The sequence below is a fragment of the Clostridium sp. 1001283B150225_161107_B6 genome (assembly GCF_015556325.1).
Lineage (GTDB): Bacteria > Bacillota > Clostridia > Lachnospirales > Lachnospiraceae > Enterocloster.
The window spans coordinates 273,897-290,828 of sequence record NZ_JADNMD010000004.1 but is presented as its reverse complement, the minus strand read 5'-3'; the positions used below and the strand labels follow the sequence as shown (position 1 = coordinate 290,828).

General features: G+C 51.8%; 19 protein-coding genes. 3 read left to right on the top strand and 16 right to left on the bottom strand.

Annotated elements, in window-relative coordinates; all coding sequences use genetic code 11:
• Window positions 1-193 precede the first annotated feature (193 nt).
• The 3 genes from I2H39_RS12635 (at window position 194) to spoVAE (ending at window position 4,431) form a co-directional block, all read left to right on the top strand.
• Window positions 194-2,887 (top strand): transglycosylase domain-containing protein, encoded by a 2,694-nt coding sequence (locus tag I2H39_RS12635; RefSeq protein ID WP_138311393.1) that lies wholly within the window; start codon window positions 194-196, stop codon window positions 2,885-2,887.
• A 155-nt stretch (window positions 2,888-3,042) separates the two neighbouring features.
• Window positions 3,043-4,065 carry a stage V sporulation protein AD gene (spoVAD, locus tag I2H39_RS12630; protein WP_138311392.1) on the top strand — a complete coding sequence of 341 codons (1,023 nt, stop codon included), beginning with the start codon at window positions 3,043-3,045 and terminating at the stop codon, window positions 4,063-4,065.
• A 12-nt stretch (window positions 4,066-4,077) separates the two neighbouring features.
• Window positions 4,078-4,431, top strand: coding sequence for a stage V sporulation protein AE (gene spoVAE / locus I2H39_RS12625; protein WP_138311391.1), 354 nt, complete (start codon window positions 4,078-4,080; stop codon window positions 4,429-4,431).
• Window positions 4,432-4,645: 214 nt separating this feature from the next.
• On the opposite strand, the gene I2H39_RS12620 is transcribed toward spoVAE, so the two are convergent.
• The 16 genes from I2H39_RS12620 to I2H39_RS12545 form a co-directional block, all read right to left on the bottom strand.
• Window positions 4,646-5,656 carry an NrtA/SsuA/CpmA family ABC transporter substrate-binding protein gene (locus tag I2H39_RS12620; RefSeq protein WP_138311390.1) on the bottom strand — a complete coding sequence of 337 codons (1,011 nt, stop codon included), beginning with the start codon at window positions 5,654-5,656 and terminating at the stop codon, window positions 4,646-4,648.
• Between the two features lie 24 nt (window positions 5,657-5,680).
• Complete coding sequence (locus tag I2H39_RS12615; protein WP_138311389.1) at window positions 5,681-6,433, bottom strand: ABC transporter ATP-binding protein; 753 nt, start codon at window positions 6,431-6,433, stop codon at window positions 5,681-5,683.
• Entirely contained in the window at window positions 6,420-7,190 is a 771-nt protein-coding gene (locus I2H39_RS12610) for an ABC transporter permease (RefSeq protein ID WP_195626623.1), read from the bottom strand. The genes I2H39_RS12615 and I2H39_RS12610 overlap by 14 nt, the downstream gene beginning before the upstream one ends.
• Window positions 7,180-7,908, bottom strand: a complete 729-nt coding sequence (locus tag I2H39_RS12605; protein ID WP_195626622.1) for a hypothetical protein — start codon at window positions 7,906-7,908, stop codon at window positions 7,180-7,182. The genes I2H39_RS12610 and I2H39_RS12605 overlap by 11 nt, the downstream gene beginning before the upstream one ends.
• A 259-nt stretch (window positions 7,909-8,167) precedes the next feature.
• Complete coding sequence (locus tag I2H39_RS12600; protein ID WP_195626621.1) at window positions 8,168-8,623, bottom strand: SpoVA/SpoVAEb family sporulation membrane protein; 456 nt, start codon at window positions 8,621-8,623, stop codon at window positions 8,168-8,170.
• A gap of 98 nt (window positions 8,624-8,721) precedes the next feature.
• A complete protein-coding gene (locus I2H39_RS12595) occupies window positions 8,722-9,162 on the bottom strand; it encodes a stage V sporulation protein AB (RefSeq protein WP_347563899.1) in 441 nt (146 codons plus the stop codon).
• Window positions 9,152-9,778: a stage V sporulation protein AA gene (locus I2H39_RS12590; protein WP_138311384.1), complete on the bottom strand. Its 627-nt coding sequence runs from the start codon at window positions 9,776-9,778 to the stop codon at window positions 9,152-9,154. Before I2H39_RS12590 ends, I2H39_RS12595 begins: the two co-directional genes overlap by 11 nt.
• A complete protein-coding gene (locus I2H39_RS12585; protein ID WP_138311383.1) occupies window positions 9,775-10,020 on the bottom strand; it encodes a hypothetical protein in 246 nt (81 codons plus the stop codon). The genes I2H39_RS12590 and I2H39_RS12585 overlap by 4 nt, the downstream gene beginning before the upstream one ends.
• Window positions 10,021-10,107: 87 nt before the next feature.
• On the bottom strand, window positions 10,108-10,821 hold the full coding sequence (gene sigF, locus I2H39_RS12580; RefSeq protein WP_207740028.1) for an RNA polymerase sporulation sigma factor SigF: 714 nt from the start codon (window positions 10,819-10,821) through the stop codon (window positions 10,108-10,110).
• Between the two features lie 5 nt (window positions 10,822-10,826).
• A complete protein-coding gene (spoIIAB, locus tag I2H39_RS12575) occupies window positions 10,827-11,261 on the bottom strand; it encodes an anti-sigma F factor (RefSeq protein WP_138311381.1) in 435 nt (144 codons plus the stop codon).
• Between the two features lie 20 nt (window positions 11,262-11,281).
• A complete protein-coding gene (locus I2H39_RS12570; RefSeq protein WP_002567355.1) occupies window positions 11,282-11,623 on the bottom strand; it encodes an anti-sigma factor antagonist in 342 nt (113 codons plus the stop codon).
• Window positions 11,624-11,725: 102 nt separating this feature from the next.
• Complete coding sequence (locus tag I2H39_RS12565) at window positions 11,726-13,036, bottom strand: tetratricopeptide repeat protein (protein ID WP_138311380.1); 1,311 nt, start codon at window positions 13,034-13,036, stop codon at window positions 11,726-11,728.
• Window positions 13,033-13,179, bottom strand: a complete 147-nt coding sequence (locus tag I2H39_RS12560; RefSeq protein WP_002567353.1) for a hypothetical protein — start codon at window positions 13,177-13,179, stop codon at window positions 13,033-13,035. Before I2H39_RS12560 ends, I2H39_RS12565 begins: the two co-directional genes overlap by 4 nt.
• Window positions 13,180-13,198: 19 nt before the next feature.
• On the bottom strand, window positions 13,199-14,563 hold the full coding sequence (locus I2H39_RS12555; protein WP_195626620.1) for a folylpolyglutamate synthase/dihydrofolate synthase family protein: 1,365 nt from the start codon (window positions 14,561-14,563) through the stop codon (window positions 13,199-13,201).
• A 125-nt stretch (window positions 14,564-14,688) separates the two neighbouring features.
• The gene (locus I2H39_RS12550) at window positions 14,689-15,606 is read right to left on the bottom strand and encodes a DMT family transporter (RefSeq protein ID WP_195626619.1); all 918 of its coding nucleotides are present in this window, start codon (window positions 15,604-15,606) and stop codon (window positions 14,689-14,691) included.
• 96 nt (window positions 15,607-15,702) lie between these two features.
• Window positions 15,703-16,926, bottom strand: a complete 1,224-nt coding sequence (locus I2H39_RS12545; RefSeq protein ID WP_195626618.1) for a BTAD domain-containing putative transcriptional regulator — start codon at window positions 16,924-16,926, stop codon at window positions 15,703-15,705.
• Window positions 16,927-16,932: the final 6 nt, after the last annotated feature.

The following is a 16,932-nucleotide window of genomic DNA, read 5'->3' as shown; positions in this document are numbered from 1 at the left end:
GTTATTTGTGGGTTCTCATCCCCACCCTTCGACATTTTTTACCTGATTTTTATCATAATATAGATAGCAGGCGATGGCAAGGGCATATTTAAACCTTTTCAATTTTACAAAACTGGTGTATAATCTACAGGATAGGTATGAGGGTCCGCAGGGGGGCGGATTCCATTCAGATTATGTACGAAAAGGAGAATCTATGAACTATGGAAAGTACGAGGCTGAGCGCAGGCTTAAGTCTCTCCACTCTAAATCAGGCAAATACGCTTCACGGCTGCTCCTTAATATATTTAAGGCGCTTTTTGTCCTGTTTTTGTTTCTGGCAGTAGTGGGTGCATCCATCGGTTTCGGTATGGTTAAAGGCATTATAGACAATGCCCCTTCCGTTGATATTCTAAATATTCAGCCCAGCCGTTTTGCCACCACGGTATATGACGCTGCCGGGAACCTGACAGATACCCTGGTCACCAGCGGTTCCAACCGGGAGGAAGCCACCTACGAGGAGCTTCCAAAGGATTTGATTAATGCATTTGTAGCTATTGAGGATTCCCGTTTCTGGACTCACAACGGCATTGACATCCGTTCCATTGCCAGGGCTGTAAAGGGAATTGTCAGCGACGATTATGCAGGCGGCGGAAGCACCATAACACAGCAGCTCATCAAGAACAATGTGTTCTCCGGCGGTATGGAATCCGGCTGGGGAGCCAGGATTGAGCGTAAACTCCAGGAACAGTACCTTGCCGTGCAGCTGGAAAAGAACTCAGGAATGAGCAAGGAAGATACCAAGAAGCTGATTATCACCAACTATCTCAACACCATCAACCTGGGCAACAATACCCTGGGAGTAAAGGTTGCTGCCAAGCGCTATTTTAATAAGGATGTCTCCGACCTGACCCTCTCAGAGTGCACCGTGCTTGCATCCATCACCAAGAACCCTTCCAAACTCAACCCCATATCAGGACGCGAAAACAATGCGGAACGCCGCAGAATCGTACTCCAGTATATGTATGAGCAGGATTATATCACCAAGGCCCAACAGGAGGAGGCCCTGGCCGATGATGTATACGACAGGATACAGAACGTGGATACGGCCACCAAGGGGACCAATACCCATTACAGCTATTTTACGGACGAGCTGATAGAGCAGGTCATCAATTCCCTGATGGAAAAGCTGGACTACACGGAAAGCCAGGCCAGCAATCTCCTCTACTCCGGCGGACTCCAGATTTATACCACCCAGGACCCGGCCCTACAGGCCATTGTGGACGAGGAAATCAATAACCCGGACAACTATTCCGTGGCCAAGTATTCGGTGGAGTACAGGCTTTCCATTACCCATGGGGACGGTACCACGGAGCACTATTCAGAAGACAGCCTGCGCACCTTCCGCAAGAGCGTGCTGGGAGATTCCTCCTTCGAGGGACTCTACGCCTCCAAGGAAGCGGTCCAGGACGACATTGACCAGTACAAGGCATGGCTTTTAAAGGACGGCGACGAAATCATCGGCGAGCGCCAGAACCTGATTCTGCAGCCCCAGGCATCCTTTGTGCTTCTGGACCAGCACACAGGGGAAGTCAAGGCCCTGTGCGGCGGCCGCGGCGAAAAGAAGGCCAGTCTGACCCTGAACCGGGCCAGCAACGTATACCGCCAGCCGGGTTCTGCATTTAAGGTTATCACAGCCTTTGCACCGGCCCTGGACGCCTGCGGCGCCACTCTGGGCACGGTCTACTACGACGCGCCCTATACCATCGGAACCAAAAGCTTCAGGAACTGGTGGAACTCCGGCTATGGCTTTACCGGTTACTCCAGCATCCGCGACGGCATCATCTACTCCATGAACATTGTGGCTGTGCGCTGCCTCATGGAGACAGTCACGCCCCAGCTTGGCGTGGAGTATGCAGAGAACATGGGCATCACCTCCCTCACAAAGGATGACCTGGGAGCAGCCACTGCCCTGGGCGGCATAACAAAGGGCGTTTCCAATCTGGAACTGACCACGGCCTATGCGTCCATTGCCAACGGCGGCGTGTACACAAAGCCCCGCTTCTTTACAAAGATACTGGACCACAACGGAAAGGTACTGATAGACAATGAACCTGAGACAAAGCAGGTGCTGAAGGATTCCACCGCCTTCCTCTTAACGGACGCAATGTCGGAATCCATGAAGAGCAACCGCAAATTCACACGCCCCGGCGTGTCCATCAACTCCACCAGCACCCGCGCAGCCCTGACAGGCATGACGGCTGCCGGCAAGAGCGGCACCACCTCCAACAACAACGACGTATGGTTCGTGGGCTACACGCCGTATTACACCGCAGGCATATGGGGCGGATGCGACAACAACCAGAAGCTAAAGCACGGCGGCGTGAACAACGGCGGAACGACCTTCCACAAGGACATCTGGCGCAACATCATGAACCGTGTCCACGAAGGCATGCCGGATCCGGGCTTTGCAGTGCCTGACAGCATTGAGACTGCGGAAATCTGCCGCAAATCCGGTAAACGGGCTGTCTCCGGCGTCTGCAACCACGACCCCAGAGGCAATGCTGTGTACACCGAATATTTTGCAAAGGGAACCGCTCCCACAGAGGTCTGTGACAAGCATGTGGAGGTTACCGTATGCGCTGAGTCAGGTATGCGCCCCACCCCATACTGCCCCACAAAGACCACCAGGGTATGCATGACCCTGCCGGAGGGCGAGGAAGGCGCAACGGATGATTCCGTATTTGCCATCCCGGGCTACTGCACCATCCACTCCGACGCATCCACCATCATACCGCCCAATACGGATGATTTTGGAAATACCGGGCCCACCGTGACACCCATCGGTCCGGGATACCAGACCTCGCCGGAAACCACGGAAGGGTTTGGGCCGGGGAACCGTCCTTACTAGGATTGGTCCCGGATAATTGAAATTTAAAATGAAATTTATATGAACCGGAAAAGCAAATAATCCAGCTTTTCCGGTTTATTTATTTTTGAGTATTTTTCCGGAAACGAGGGATACTGTAACTATTACATCCTGTTACAGGAAGGAGAGTGCATGAAATGGGACAGATGAAAGGCAAGGCAAGTATTGAATTTGAACATCCCCCGGTCATTATAAGTGCCGGCTCCGTCGTTGGAAAAAAAGAGGGGGAAGGTCCTCTGGGAAGCCTGTTCGACGAGGTGGAACTGGACGATATGTTTGGTATGGATAATTGGGAACAGGCTGAGAGCACCATGCAGAAGAAAACTGCAGATCTGGTCATTGAGAAGGGCGGCATACGAAAGGGTGAGCTGCGTTACCTGTTTGCAGGCGACCTGCTGGGACAGCTCATAGCAACGTCCTTTGGAACCGTGGATTTGGAGATTCCTCTTTTTGGCCTTTATGGGGCCTGCTCCACCATGGGAGAGGCATTGGGACTGGGAGCCATGGCAGTCAATGCAGGATATGCGGACCAGGTCATGTCCATGGCATCCAGCCATTTTGCCACGGCGGAAAAGCAGTTCCGTTTTCCGTTGGCTTATGGGAACCAGAGGCCGCCGTCAGCCACATGGACTGTTACGGGCTGCGGCGCGGTTGTTCTGGCAGGCAACCGGAAAGACGGAATGGCCCGCATCGCAGGCATCACAACCGGGCGTATGGTGGACATGGGGGCCAAGGATTCCATGAATATGGGAGCTGCCATGGCCCCGGCTGCATTCCATACCATTGAACAGAACCTGGAGGACTTCCAGGTCAATGAGACCTGGTATGACAAAATCATTACCGGTGATTTGGGCGAGGTGGGAAGGACCATCCTGCTGGAGTTCATGAAGAATAAGGGAAGGGATTTAAGCCAGCTTCACATGGACTGCGGTATGGAGATTTATGACAAGGAACAGCAGGACACCCATTCGGGCGGTAGCGGATGCGGCTGTTCCGCCGTTACCCTGTGCTCCTACATCCTCCCCAAGGTACAGGACGGCACCTGGAAACGGGTTTTATTTGTTCCCACCGGAGCCCTTCTGTCCTCGGTAAGCTTCAATGAAGGACAGAGCATACCGGGCATTGCCCATGCGGTCGTCATTGAACATATAGACAGTTAAGGAGGAAATGACATGGACTATATAAAAGCATTTATCGTGGGAGGTATTATCTGCGCCCTGGTCCAGATTCTGCTGGAAAAGACCAAGATGATGCCGGGACGGGTCATGGTCACCCTGGTGGTCAGCGGCGCCATACTGGGTGCCATAGGGCTCTATGAACCTTTTGCAAAGTGGGCGGGAGCAGGCGCAACCGTGCCTCTTCTGGGCTTTGGAAACACCCTCTGGAAGGGCGTGAAGGAAGGTATCGGAGAGGACGGCATTCTGGGTATTTTTAAGGGCGGACTCACGGCCAGCTCCGCGGGAATATGCGGCGCCCTGGTGTTTGGCTACCTGGCATCCCTTATATTTAAGCCGAAGATGAAGTGATGAAGATGGTAATAAAAACACTACAGCCATAAAAATGGCAGAAAACCAGTGAAACAGAAGAACAGAACAAAACGGGACACCGCCGTCAAATGACAGACGTGTCCCTGTTTTTTGCTGCTGTAGGCCATTTCTTTTGCATCCTCCGGAATATTATCCGGAATGGATGTTACCTTTGTTATATCAACCAAAATCGTAATACCGTTTACGCTCAAGCTTATAAGAACAAACCATCCACATCCAGTTCTTCCTCTATCATGCCTGACTCCAGCATGAAATCAGCTGTTTTTTGGAATCCTTCCTTATCCTCATCCGTGACATCCATGGAAAAATCATAGAAGGCATACATCTCCTTTACTGCCTCTTCATCCAAATCCAGTGCCCTGGCTGCAATCTGAAGGGCCTGCTCCTGATTGTCTTTCATAAATGCGGCAGCGCGGTTCTGGGCTTCCATAAAGCGGTCTATCACATCCTGATTTTCGTTATAAAAATCATCTCTGACAGCCACGGCAATCATAGCTTTCATGAGTCCCTCCCCATCAGCCACCATGTGATACCCCTGCTCCTTTGCCTGATAAGCGGCTGCTCCTGCAATCAGGGCTATATCCACGCTGCCGCCGTCCAGGGCCGCCTTGGCATCTGCAATGGACATATTCACGTAATTCACATCATCCATGGTCAGCCCTCCAGCAGCAAGATACGATACTAAAAGCTCATGGAGATTCGTCCCTGCCGGTCCCCCAATGGTCTTTCCCTTAAGACTCTCCGGGGTAGTCAGGCTGTCATCTGCAGAGTACATGCAGAATGCCTTTGGGGACCTGCTGTACATGTTCAGCACCTTGATATCCGCCCCGTTGGCAGCAGACAGGATAACAGAGGTTGCTCCCACCCCATAAAGAATCTGCACGTCCCCGGATGCCAGCGCCTGTGTCTGGTCGGCTCCTGAATTGATTTCCGCATATTCCAGGGAAATACCCATGTCCCTGAATGCATCTGCAAATATATTTTGGTCCCGCTCAATGATGGTAGGAACGTTGAGCGGCGAGGTAACATAAGTGAGCGCCAGCTTGTCCAGACCGGAGGAAGCCTTGTTTCCTCCTGACTGTGTATCTTCCAGGGCATCCTGCCGGGCATCTGCCTCCGCTGCTCCTGCCGATGCCTTGCCGCAGCCGGTAAGGGCGGATGCCCCGATGCACAGGGCCAGCCCTAATGCTATAAATTTTCTCATTTCATTTCTCCTTATTCTGTCTTTTTATGTCTGTCTATTCCTGCTATATAGCTCCAGTTCCCAGTCCCCTGCGTTCAGACTCTCAATAATACGCCGCTTCAGGGAGATGAACATATCATCCATCAGGTTCCTGTCCCCTGCCGTCTCCGGTACCTGCACCTGGGTCTTGACAAGTCCGTTTTCAATGACCACAATCCTGTGTCCCAGAAGCAGCGCCTCATCGATACTGTGGGTCACAAACAGGATGCTGCACCTCAGTTTCTGCCGGACCCGCAAAAGCTCTTTCTGCATCTGTTCCCTGGTAAAATAATCCAGGGCTGCAAAGGGCTCGTCCATCATAATGAAGGACGGGCGGTATGCCAGCGCCCTGGCTATGGCTGCCCGCTGCTGCATCCCTCCTGACAGCTGGGACGGATATGCCTTTTCAAACCCTTCCAATCCTACGGTATTTATAATATCTCTTATAGTATCCCTGTCCTGCTCCTTCTTCCTGAGCCCAAAGGTCACATTATCCCACACAGTGAGCCAGGGCATCAGCCTGGGTTCCTGAAATACATAGGCGGTCCTGTGGCAGCCCTCATACTGTATCTCCCCGCTGTCAGCCTTCTCCAGTCCTCCTGTAAGCCGCAGAAGGGTGGTTTTTCCGCACCCGCTCCTGCCCAGAATAACTGTAATGTGGTCCTCCGGTATATCCAGGCTGATACCTCTCAGCACCTGGACAGGCCTGTCCTCCACCCTATACTCCTTATAAATGTACTTCAGCTTAATCCCAGCCATTGTCACAGGTTCCTTTCAACATTTTACTGATTGCAAAACCGAACAGACGGTCCGTCACGTATCCCACCGCGCCAATGGTCAGAATTCCCACAATGACCTTGTCTGTCCTGGACATCTGCTGGGCAAACAGAATCATATGTCCCAGGCCCGTGGAAGCAGCCACCATCTCAGCTCCGATGATGGCCCGCCAGCTGTATCCAAGGCCGATACGCATTCCCACCAGTATATCGGATGCAGCGTACGGCAGTACAATCCTCAGAAACTTCCTTCCTGATGAATATCCGAACATTTCCCCCACTTCCAAAAGCTTTTTATCACACCCCGTAAATCCCTTTACAATATTCAGATACATGGGGAAAAAGGATGCCAGAACAATGATAACTGTCTTGGTTGTCTCCCCAATCCCGCACCACAGAATCAGCAGCGGAATCATGGCCAGAGGCGGTACATTCCTGAAAAACTGCACCACATACTCATAATATCCGCTGGTTCCCGGCAGCAGAATCCGTACCATCCCCAGACCAAAGGCCAGCACAAAAGCAATGGAAAATCCCTTTGCGACTCTGACAAAGCTGATAAAAATATCCTTCCACAGCTCACCGTTCACAGCCATTTTATAAAAACTCCGGAACACCCCGGAGGGAGGCGGCAGTACATAGGCGCTGAACATATCCGCCCGGCAGACCCCGTACCATATAAGCAGAATTGCCCCTATTCCAATCAGGGGGGCCATTGACCTGTTCCACCTATTCTTCATCTGCCATCACTCCATCACCATTGTGGCATCCCATATCACAGTAGAGCATCTCCACCAGCCTGACCTGCTTCCAGGATTCCTTTTCAAGGTATTGTCTTATGGTTTCTTCTCCGGTCAAACTGATTGTATCTGTCTCCAAATCCTCAAAAAAACCAGGCGGAATAGGGCTGGCCCTCAGGCATCGTGTAGCGCCTTCCGGTACAGCCGCCTTCCCATAAGCAGCGCATTCCGCCCAGGCATCTGCCACGGTTTTACCCAGTTCCCGCAAAAGCCCGTTCCAGGTCAGGAATCTTGTGTCTTTAAGCTTTAAGGCATTGCCTGCATCCGCCAGCGCCCGGCAGGGCGTGGTTATGATTTTCAGTCCGTCTTCCAGGTCCCTTCTCCCGCTGATTTCCCTGGCACAGTGAATCAGGATTGGTTCAATATCCGGTATCACAAGGCTGTCTCCCCGCTGCCCGGCTCCCCGTTCCCCGTCTACCTGTTTCCCGGCTCCCCGCCTCTGCCGGTAATCCGCCGCCATCCTGCCTGCCATGGGGCACCGCATATCCGCCACCGTCCCCCGGCCCGCTTCTATCTGGGACTTGTACTTTCCCTTAACAACAGCTCCCCAGTCTGTATTGCACCGTACCTGCACAAATCCGTGCTTTTTCAGGAAACACGCCAATGCCTCTCTGTGATACATGTTCTCTGCCACCGGGTTAATCCATATGTACTTCAATGCGAACCCTCCTCCGTTTAATGTTAGCCTGCGCTAACCCGTATAGGATATCAGAGAACCTATAAAAAGTCAACTGTCTGTCCCCATAAAATGGAAAATGGACCAGGGAATTTTTTCCAGTCCATTTTCTACGGTCATATCTGATGATTCATTCTCTATTTACACAAAAAGGCTGCCCCAACTTTATATTACGAAAAAACAGAATAATAAGCGGATACCTCCTCTTATTACTCTGCTCTTTCCACACCTTCTTTTAGATTTAAAAAATCCCCGCTGCAATTCCAACCCAGTAAATCAGCCCCAGCACCCAGCTGGTCAAAATCCCATACAAAATAACCGGCCCTGCAATGGTAAATATCTTACAGCCCACGCCGAACACCTCGCCCTCCGCATGGAACTCTATGGCCGGAGCCACCACGGAATTGGCAAACCCGGTAATGGGCACCAGGGCTCCTGCACCCCCGAATTTCACAATCTTTGGATATATATTGAATCCGGTCAGCAGGATGCTCAGCAGAATCAATACCAGCAGAGTCCAGGCCGCCGCTGTCTCCTGGTCCATGCCCATGTTGTTCATCATGAAATTCAGGGCAAACTGCCCCAGCACACAGATGATTCCGCCTACCAGGAAGGCCGCTGCCATGTTTTTTGCCAGGCTGTGGGTGGGAGTCACCTGTTTCACGTACTCCTCATACTTTTTCTTATCAATCTCCATTTGTTTACTCCTCTCAAAATCCGGCTGCGGACAGCCCTAAACCTTTTTGGCTCATCCTCTTAGGTTCATCCTCTTTGGCCTCGCCCTCTTTGGCCTCGTCATCCAAGGGAAGCCATACGGTTCCAGAAATAGACCAGGGCTCCTGCCATCTTCCCTGCTGCCAGGGCAAATATAATATACTGCAGTCCCACAGCCAGATGAATCCTCCTGCTGATAACCGGAAGGGCTTTCAGGGTTTCCGCCAGGGACATGACCAGACAGCCCACGAAAATCCCTACGGACAGTCCGAATACACATATGAAAAGGGTGCCCAGATAAGGCCCCATATAAATGGGAAACTCATAAATATCCAGTATATTTCCCAGGACACCGCCCAGAATAATAACTGTCTCATACAGAAAAATATGCTTCCTGGTGCCTGTCTTTCCCATGAGGCGCACAAACACGCCTATGATGGCCAGGAACGCATATACGCCGGCTGCAATGATGCCGCCGGCGCACAGACCGAAGAACGCCAGCAGACATTTTTTAAGTAATATCAATTTTTGACTCCTTTCTGCCGTCATTGGCAATCAGGGTCTTACTGATATTGTCCTCATAAAGGCGCATTTCCACCTCTAACGGCGTGGGGTCCGTATTCAGTTTTATGGCTGCAAAGTGATTGAAAAAACCGATGATGCCCACAGCCAGACCCACGGAATAGCTTACCTCAAGCACGGTGAAACCGCCGGATTCATAACCCATAACCAGCCTGTACACCTCGCTGAACACATCGGTAACACTGACATCATTGTTAAAGGTCATGATGGCAAATGCGGCGCCGAAAAAACACACCAGGCAGACAAATACGGTCTTGGTCCACTGCCAGACGTAAGCAGGCGGGGAAGGCGGCTTGTAGGCAATGATGAAATCCGCCTCCCCCACGTTGTTTACATCAATGGTGGAGTCCAGCTGTTTCAGCTTGTTGATTACGTCCAGGGCGCTTACTATATAGCGGCGCTTGGCATCCACCTTCACGGTCATGACCTTCATGGCATTGCATTTGTTCATCACATTCTGGTCGTCGCAGTAAACCTGGGCAACGTCCTTCAGGACAACGTCCTTGTGGGTCAGCTCCGTGATTTGACTTAGTTTTAAATAGACTGTATGGTTCATAGACCTTTTCCGCTCCTTTGGATTTCCTGCTGTCCGTACATCATGGACACAGGGTCAGTCACAAAGGCCGGACAAACTTCCTCTTCCATGGAAGGCTCATCCATCTCCTCCCACACCAGCGTCCCTTCCTTTTCATATCCCCTGTCTCCGAAACCTGAGGACAGATACCATATCAGGACCCCTATCAGGAGAAGGGAGGCTATGACTGCAAGCAGTTCACATACTCGTTTACCAAAACCCATAAGAATCACATCCTTTTCAAAAATGTTAATTGGTTTCTGGTATCTAGTATAACTTCCATGGAACTTTTTATACCTTGCGGCTTTTGTTTACAGTTTTTTCCTCATTTCTTTCAATATACGTTTTTCCAGCCGGGACACCTGTACCTGGGAAATGCCAAGCTCCCCCGCAATCTGGGTCTGGGTCTCATTGTAAAAATATCTGCGCAGTATAATTTCCCTCTGCTCTTCCTCAAGTCCCTCCATCAAATCCTTTAAAACCATTCGGTTTAACAAATCCTCATGGTCATTGTTGTCCTGGGCCAGACGGTCCATGAGATAGGTGGAATTCTCATCCCCGCTGTCCGCAGGGCGGTACAGCGACTCCACCTCCGCAGCAGCCTCCAGGGATGCGGCCACCTCCTCACGGCTGGTCCCCAGCCTGCCTGCAATTTCCTCAATGGTGGGCTCTCTTCCCAGACTGTACGTCATTTCCTCCCTGGCAGCCCTGACCTTAACCCCCAGTTCCTTGATGGAGCGGCTGACCTTAATCATGCCGTCGTCCCTGAGGAAACGCTTGATTTCCCCTGTAATCATGGGCACTGCATAGGTGGAAAATTTCACATCAAATCCAGTGTCAAATTTGTCGATGGCCTTAATCAGTCCGATGCTTCCAATCTGGAACAGGTCCTCCATCTCATACCCCCGGCCGGAGAACCGCCTGACAATGCTCCATATAAGCCCCACATTGTCCATGACCAGCCGGTCCCTTGCCGCTTTATCCCCTTCGTGAGCCATATTGATTAATTTCATGGTCTCATCCATCGCCGTCACCTGCCGATGAATTTCTTCATTGTCACCAATGTGCCATGATTTGGTTCAGACTCCACCTCTACCTGGTCCATGAACGCCTCCATAAAGGAAAATCCCATGCCGGAGCGCTCTCCCTCCGGGTCCGTGGTAAACATGGGCTCCATGGCCTGTTTCACATCCGCTATGCCCACACCGCAGTCCTTCACTGCCACGGTCAGGGTGTGTTCCTCCATATCTGCAGTCAGGTCCAGATATATGGTACCCTGCCCGCCCTTGTAGCCATGTATGACTGCATTGGTCACTGCCTCGGATACAGCTGTCTTCACATCATCCACCTCCTCCAGGGTGGGGTCCAGCCTGCTCATGAACACGGCTGTCACCACCCTGGCAAATTCCTCATTCCGGGAAAGGCTCTCCATCTCCAGCCTCATATGTTCTCTGTTTGTCTCCATTTTCTTATCCTCCATCTTTTTCATCCCTTTATTGCTGATTCCCTGTCTTCATAGCCCTTGATTAGGCGGCTTACCCCGCCCATCTCCAGTATCCGCCTGACCTGAGGCCCTGCCCCGTAATAGGCCACGGTTCCCCGGCTGGCTGCCATCTGCTTATAACGGTTTAAAAGCACCCCGATGCCGGATGAATCCATAAATGATGTGTGTGTAAAATCAAATACAATCCTGTTGATGTAGTTCTCTGCCAGAAGCAGGTCCGTATCCCGTTTCAAATTCCTGCAGTTATGGTGGTCCAGCTCCCCCGGAAGGTGAATCACCAGCATCTGCTCCCTGGCCTCATACGTAAACGTTGTCTGTTCCATCCCTCCATACTCCTTTCTCAGCGCTTATAAAATACAAAAAAAGATACCACAAAAGACTTATATCTTATCTTCTGTAGTATCTTTCCTGAAAAACCGTTTAAATTAATAACCCCTGGCATTCCTTGCCCGGTCCACATAGTCGGAATCCGGGAATTCATTGACCACTTTGTCAAACATGGAATTGGCATTATCCGTGTCGCCGGCATCCTGGTACAGACGCCCCACATAGAACAGGGCTTCCGGATTATCCGGCCTTATGGTCAGGCTGGCCTGGAAATAGTCCATGGCCTCTGTCTTATTGCCTGCATTCCACAGCTGAAGTCCCCTGTCCACCAGGCTCTGGTAAATATTTGCCGTCATATCCTGACGGATATTTTCCACAATGGCCTGAATATTTTCGTCCTCAATCAAATCAAAGCTGGCTCCGGCATATGCCTTGGCCGCCGCCACCAAATCACCGCTCCTGTAGTCCTGGAGAATCCAAATCAATCCCTGGTACTGGGCTATGACGCTGGTGTTGCCTGTGGTCAGCTCGTCCAGACGGGCCTGAATCTCCTTTGTGTGGGCATCCAGCTCATCGTAATCCGCCTTCAGGATATCGTACTGCTGATTTGCATTGTTGAGCTTCTGCATATAGGATTTCAGGTTGTTGTCGTGGATGCTGTTAAGGTCCCTTGTTCTGGCAGGCAGAATGAGGAAATAAAAAGCCATAATGCCGAGAACCAGTCCAATGATGATGTGGAACACAGTGGAAATGCCTGTGGTTTCCTTATAAGTATTAGGGATGATGACATCGTCATCCTCCATCTTACGATGGGAAAATGCTTTCACCATCTTGCGCTTCTCTGCATCCGCCCTGCCTGTGTTCTGCTTTACAATGGACATGTAGTACAGGGCCTTCTGGTTGCTCTTGTCAATCTGAAGAATTTTATACAGGGAACGGCCGGCCTTATTGTAATCCTCCCTGGCCATGTATAACAGGGCCAGAAGGAGATGGGCCTTCACAAAGTGGGGATTGGACTCCACCACCCTGGCCAGCTGGAGTATGGCCAAATCATCGCTGCCGTTTTGTGCATGCCAGAGCGCCTGGTTGAATGTCTTTACATTCTGGCTCTCCATCTCCAGCTGCCCCGGCTTTCTCTGAATCTCATCCAGATAATGGTCCGCCAGATTATCCTCCGGCTGCAGGTTCAGGCTGATGACCCACTGTACCAGTGCATCGGCCACTTCCCCGTTCTCATAGTATATCAATCCCAGCAGATTCCTGGCATCTGTCTGATACTTATTAAAATGCAGGCTTTTCTTCAGGCACTGGGCCGCGCCGGACAAATCCCGTATCCTGGCCTTTTCCAGGCCCAGGTTGTAGAAGCTGTTGGCTATCTGCTGGTTCTTTCTTGCATAGTCTGTATTCACAGGTCCCGCTCGCCTCTTTCTTTTATCAGTTCCATCATGATGTCCGTCATATCTGTCAAATCGCTTTTAACAATGGCGTCCTCCACCTCTTCCACATCCAGGCTTGGTTTAAAACGCTCAATCTCCTCTTCAAAATCAATCATGTATTTCACTCCTATCTTGTCAGGACTGCTGCTCCAGCACTGCCTTAATCTCACCGATGAGATACAGGGAACCGGCACAGAACAATAGTCCTTCCCGGCTTTTCTCCGTCATATCCTTAACAGCGCTCCCGGTGTCCCCGTATGAGTACACAGGCCTGGACGTATATGTGCGGAATACCCTGGCCAGTTCTTTGGCAGCCAGTCCTCTGTCGCTGTTCATGTGGACCACGCCGACTGCTTCCCAAATCATCTCTTTGCACAGCTGTTCCGCCATACGCTCATAATCCTTGTCCGAAACAGCGGCAAACAGCAGCCACGGCTTCTTTCCCTGTCTGTCTGATATCTCCCAGGCCGTCTGTATGAAGGCCTCAATCCCTCCGGGATTATGGGCGCCGTCCAGATAGATTCCCGGCCGCACCTGTTCCATCCGTCCGGGCCAGAACGTATTCTTCAGACCAGCAGCAATATGCCGGTCCGTTATTCCCCATTCCATACCGTCCGGGCAGATGCAGGGACCATGGCCCGGCATCCTGCAGCCTGTCCTGGGACATTCTCCGGGATGGCGCAATACATCCAGAGTGCGGACGGCCAGCATAGCATTTTCCGCCTGATAAAACGCTTCAAAGGGAATCTCCAGTTCCAGGCATCTGCCGTCCTTCATTCTTGCACTGATGGACAAGCCCTTTTCGCCTATCTCCTCCACATAGAAATCCTCCCGGCCCACCGGATATCGGGCTGCACCCTTGCGGAAGGCAAAGCCCTCCAGTATGGTGGATACCTCCGGCTGTCCGTTATCAAATATAAGAGGGACCCCGGTTTTGATAATGCCGGCCTTTTCCCCTGCAATCTTGGCCAGGGTGTCCCCCAGATACTTGGTATGGTCCATGCTGATGGAGGTAATCACACAGGCCGCAGGGTGTTCCAGCACATTGGTGGTATCCAGCCTGCCGCCCATTCCTGTTTCCAGAATCATCACATCCACATCGTGCATCCGGAACAGGACCATGGCCATATAAAACAGGAATTCAAAAAAAGTGGGATGGCAGAGTCCCTGGCCTGCAAGCTTTTTGCTGGCCTCAAGGACCGTCTCAAAAGCCGCTTCAAAGCTTTCCTGGTCCACCATCCTTCCATTAATCAGGAAACGTTCACGCACCTCCACCAGATGAGGCGAGATAAAGGTACCGGTGCTGTAACCGGCTTCCCTCAGTATAGATGTAAGGAATGCGCACACAGACCCCTTGCCATTGGTTCCAGCCACATGAATCGCAGGTCTGTCCCGGTCGGGGTTTCCCAGGTAATCCAAAAACTGCCTGACATCCTCCAATGAATTCTTTTTCCTGGTCCACATGGGAATGCGGTCCAAATACTCCTCTGCTTGTCCCATAACTAAAGTCCATTCTTTCTTAAAAGCCTGTCTGCCGGACAGGCTTTTATAATCTTAACCTAATTTGATTCAATTGGCAACCGGATATTCTCGCCGCCCTTCGCCAGGATGCGACAGAATTCCCGTCAGCTGCCCTCTGTATTCAGGGATGCCTCCCTGCGGCGTCCCACCGGAATCTGGGCCAGTATGATAGCGCCAAACATAAGGGCGCATCCCAGTATCTCCCTGGAAGACAGCTTCTGCCCTAAAATCACCCATCCCGCCAGGACAGAAATACTGGATTCCAGACTCAGAATCAGGGAAGCAACCGTGGGGTTCATGCCCTTCTGTCCCACAATCTGCAGGGTGTAGGCCACGCCGCAGGACATGATGCCTGCGTAGAGAAGGGGCGCCCATGCGGCTATAATCTGGCTCATGTCAGGCGTCTCACAGACCAGCATGGCTGCGCCTGAGAGAATGCCGCTGACAAAAAACTGGATGCAGGACATCTTTACCCCGTCCACAACAGGGGAAAAGAAATCGATAACCATAATATGCAGGGCAAAGAGAAAGGCGCATACCAGCATGAGAAGGTCCCCTTTGTTCACTGACAATTCTCCCCCGTTCATGCACAGCATGTACAGGCCGGCCAGGGACAGGACCACTGCCCCGGCAACCACGGGGCTGCATTTCTTACCCAATAAAAGCCCCAGTACAGGGACAATGACAATGTAGCAGGCGGTTATAAATCCGGCCTTACCCACTGTGGTGTACTGGATTCCAAACTGCTGGAAGTTGCTGGCCAGGCAAAGGGCCACGCCGCAGAGTATGCCTCCCGTAATCAGTGTCTTCCTGGCCCCGGGTATGACCGGGACCTGTTCCTTCCTCTTATTCTTCCTGTCAAAGAACCATATGCAGGGAAGAAGGACAACACCGCCCATAAGGCATCTGACGCAGTTAAATGTAAATGGCCCCACATAATCCATTCCAACGCTCTGCGCCACAAAGGCAACGCCCCATATGGAGGCTGTAAGCAGCAGCAAAAGCGCATTTTTTATTTTCATAGTCTGACCTCGCTGTATGTAATGAATGTGCAGCTGTTCCGAACAGCTGTATTACTGCCGTGATATTTCATATATTCCGGTCACAGCCCCGGATATTCAGGGTTTCAGCACGTCAAGGCTGTAGTTCACCGCCACGTCCTTGCGCACGTAGGATTTATTGAAGGCGGACAAAATCCGGTTCATGACCATCTCACTGTTCTCAAAGGTAGCTGAGGACAGAAGCAGGATAAACTGGCTGACACTGTAACGCGCATATACGTCGCTGGAGCGAAGGGATTTCTGGATGGACGCCCGCAGGCGTTCCATGGCCCTTGCCTGGATTTCCGGCTTAAGGGTGCGTCCCCTCCTGTCTCCCACGGTCAAAAGGCACAGGTACACGGAATCACCGCTGCGCTCCACACCCCTGCGCTCCAGCTGAACCAGGCGCTTGAACACAGCGTATTCACACTGGTACGCCCCGTGTCCCTCTCCGGCGCCGCCAGTGCCCAGGGTCTCCTGAATCGCATCCAGGTCAGTCACAACCTCCTGCTCGCTGCTGCTGATAACCTTGTATAACTCCTTAAAATGCTCTGAAGGCGTCATCAGACGTTCCCGGTAAAACATATCCGTGGTGGCCTTATACCGTGACAGCGCAGTCTCCTGTTCACCCTGGCCATAAGCAGCATATATCCAGTAATAGTGGAAATCCTCCACAAACCGGTCAATGTCAATGGCCTTCCGGCAGATTTCCTCCACCTGAACATAATCCTCATCCTGAATCAGTTTTTCCGCCATATGAATGACCAGCTTCTGATATAATGTGTGGTAATAGGCGGCCATGGGGCCTACCCAGCTCTCTTCGGCTGACTTTGGCAGGAAAATGCCCCTGTACAGCCCAAATGCCTCCAGGCAGGCGTCCCACCGGTTCTCCCCGTCCCTCTCCCCGTCCCCTTCCGGGTCCAGGATTCTGCGGCACAGGATTTCAAACCGGTCTGTGTCCACTTCCGTTTCCCAGGCCGGGTTCCACATATAGGCCCCCTTCTGGCTCAGAATCAAATCCTGGGACGGGAAGCCGGCTGCCTCCAGCATCTTCCTCACCCGGAAAACCAGGGTTTTAAGGGCGCCGTAGGGATTATCCTGAACACCGTCCTGCCAGATGGCATGGAACAGCTCATTGATGCTCACATCCCCCCTGCGCTTAATAATCAGATAGCTCAGCAGGCTCCAGGCTTTCCTGGACCGGTTATCGCTGTCGCTCATGGCCTTTTCATCCATTGTAATGGTGAAACCGCCGAACATCCTGACATGGATAACCGGCTTATTTCCTGATGATTGATTCATGCTATG

What these genes read in the sequence shown, in the direction of transcription:
- sigF (WP_207740028.1), bottom strand. Translation starts at nt 10,821, where the DNA reads ATGGATGAGACCATGAAATTAATCAATATGGCTCACGAAGGGGATAAA.
- spoIIAB (WP_138311381.1), bottom strand. Translation starts at nt 11,261, where the DNA reads ATGGAGACAAACAGAGAACATATGAGGCTGGAGATGGAGAGCCTTTCC.
- I2H39_RS12600 (WP_195626621.1), bottom strand. Translation starts at nt 8,623, where the DNA reads ATGGAGATTGATAAGAAAAAGTATGAGGAGTACGTGAAACAGGTGACT.
- spoVAE (WP_138311391.1), top strand. Translation starts at nt 4,078, where the DNA reads ATGGACTATATAAAAGCATTTATCGTGGGAGGTATTATCTGCGCCCTG.
- I2H39_RS12555 (WP_195626620.1), bottom strand. Translation starts at nt 14,563, where the DNA reads ATGGGACAAGCAGAGGAGTATTTGGACCGCATTCCCATGTGGACCAGG.
- I2H39_RS12635 (WP_138311393.1), top strand. Translation starts at nt 194, where the DNA reads ATGAACTATGGAAAGTACGAGGCTGAGCGCAGGCTTAAGTCTCTCCAC.
- I2H39_RS12585 (WP_138311383.1), bottom strand. Translation starts at nt 10,020, where the DNA reads ATGGGTTTTGGTAAACGAGTATGTGAACTGCTTGCAGTCATAGCCTCC.
- spoVAD (WP_138311392.1), top strand. Translation starts at nt 3,043, where the DNA reads ATGGGACAGATGAAAGGCAAGGCAAGTATTGAATTTGAACATCCCCCG.
- I2H39_RS12570 (WP_002567355.1), bottom strand. Translation starts at nt 11,623, where the DNA reads ATGGAACAGACAACGTTTACGTATGAGGCCAGGGAGCAGATGCTGGTG.
- I2H39_RS12560 (WP_002567353.1), bottom strand. Translation starts at nt 13,179, where the DNA reads ATGATTGATTTTGAAGAGGAGATTGAGCGTTTTAAACCAAGCCTGGAT.
- I2H39_RS12545 (WP_195626618.1), bottom strand. Translation starts at nt 16,926, where the DNA reads ATGAATCAATCATCAGGAAATAAGCCGGTTATCCATGTCAGGATGTTC.
- I2H39_RS12550 (WP_195626619.1), bottom strand. Translation starts at nt 15,606, where the DNA reads ATGAAAATAAAAAATGCGCTTTTGCTGCTGCTTACAGCCTCCATATGG.
- I2H39_RS12615 (WP_138311389.1), bottom strand. Translation starts at nt 6,433, where the DNA reads ATGGCTGGGATTAAGCTGAAGTACATTTATAAGGAGTATAGGGTGGAG.
- I2H39_RS12610 (WP_195626623.1), bottom strand. Translation starts at nt 7,190, where the DNA reads ATGAAGAATAGGTGGAACAGGTCAATGGCCCCCCTGATTGGAATAGGG.
- I2H39_RS12620 (WP_138311390.1), bottom strand. Translation starts at nt 5,656, where the DNA reads ATGAGAAAATTTATAGCATTAGGGCTGGCCCTGTGCATCGGGGCATCC.
- I2H39_RS12590 (WP_138311384.1), bottom strand. Translation starts at nt 9,778, where the DNA reads ATGAACCATACAGTCTATTTAAAACTAAGTCAAATCACGGAGCTGACC.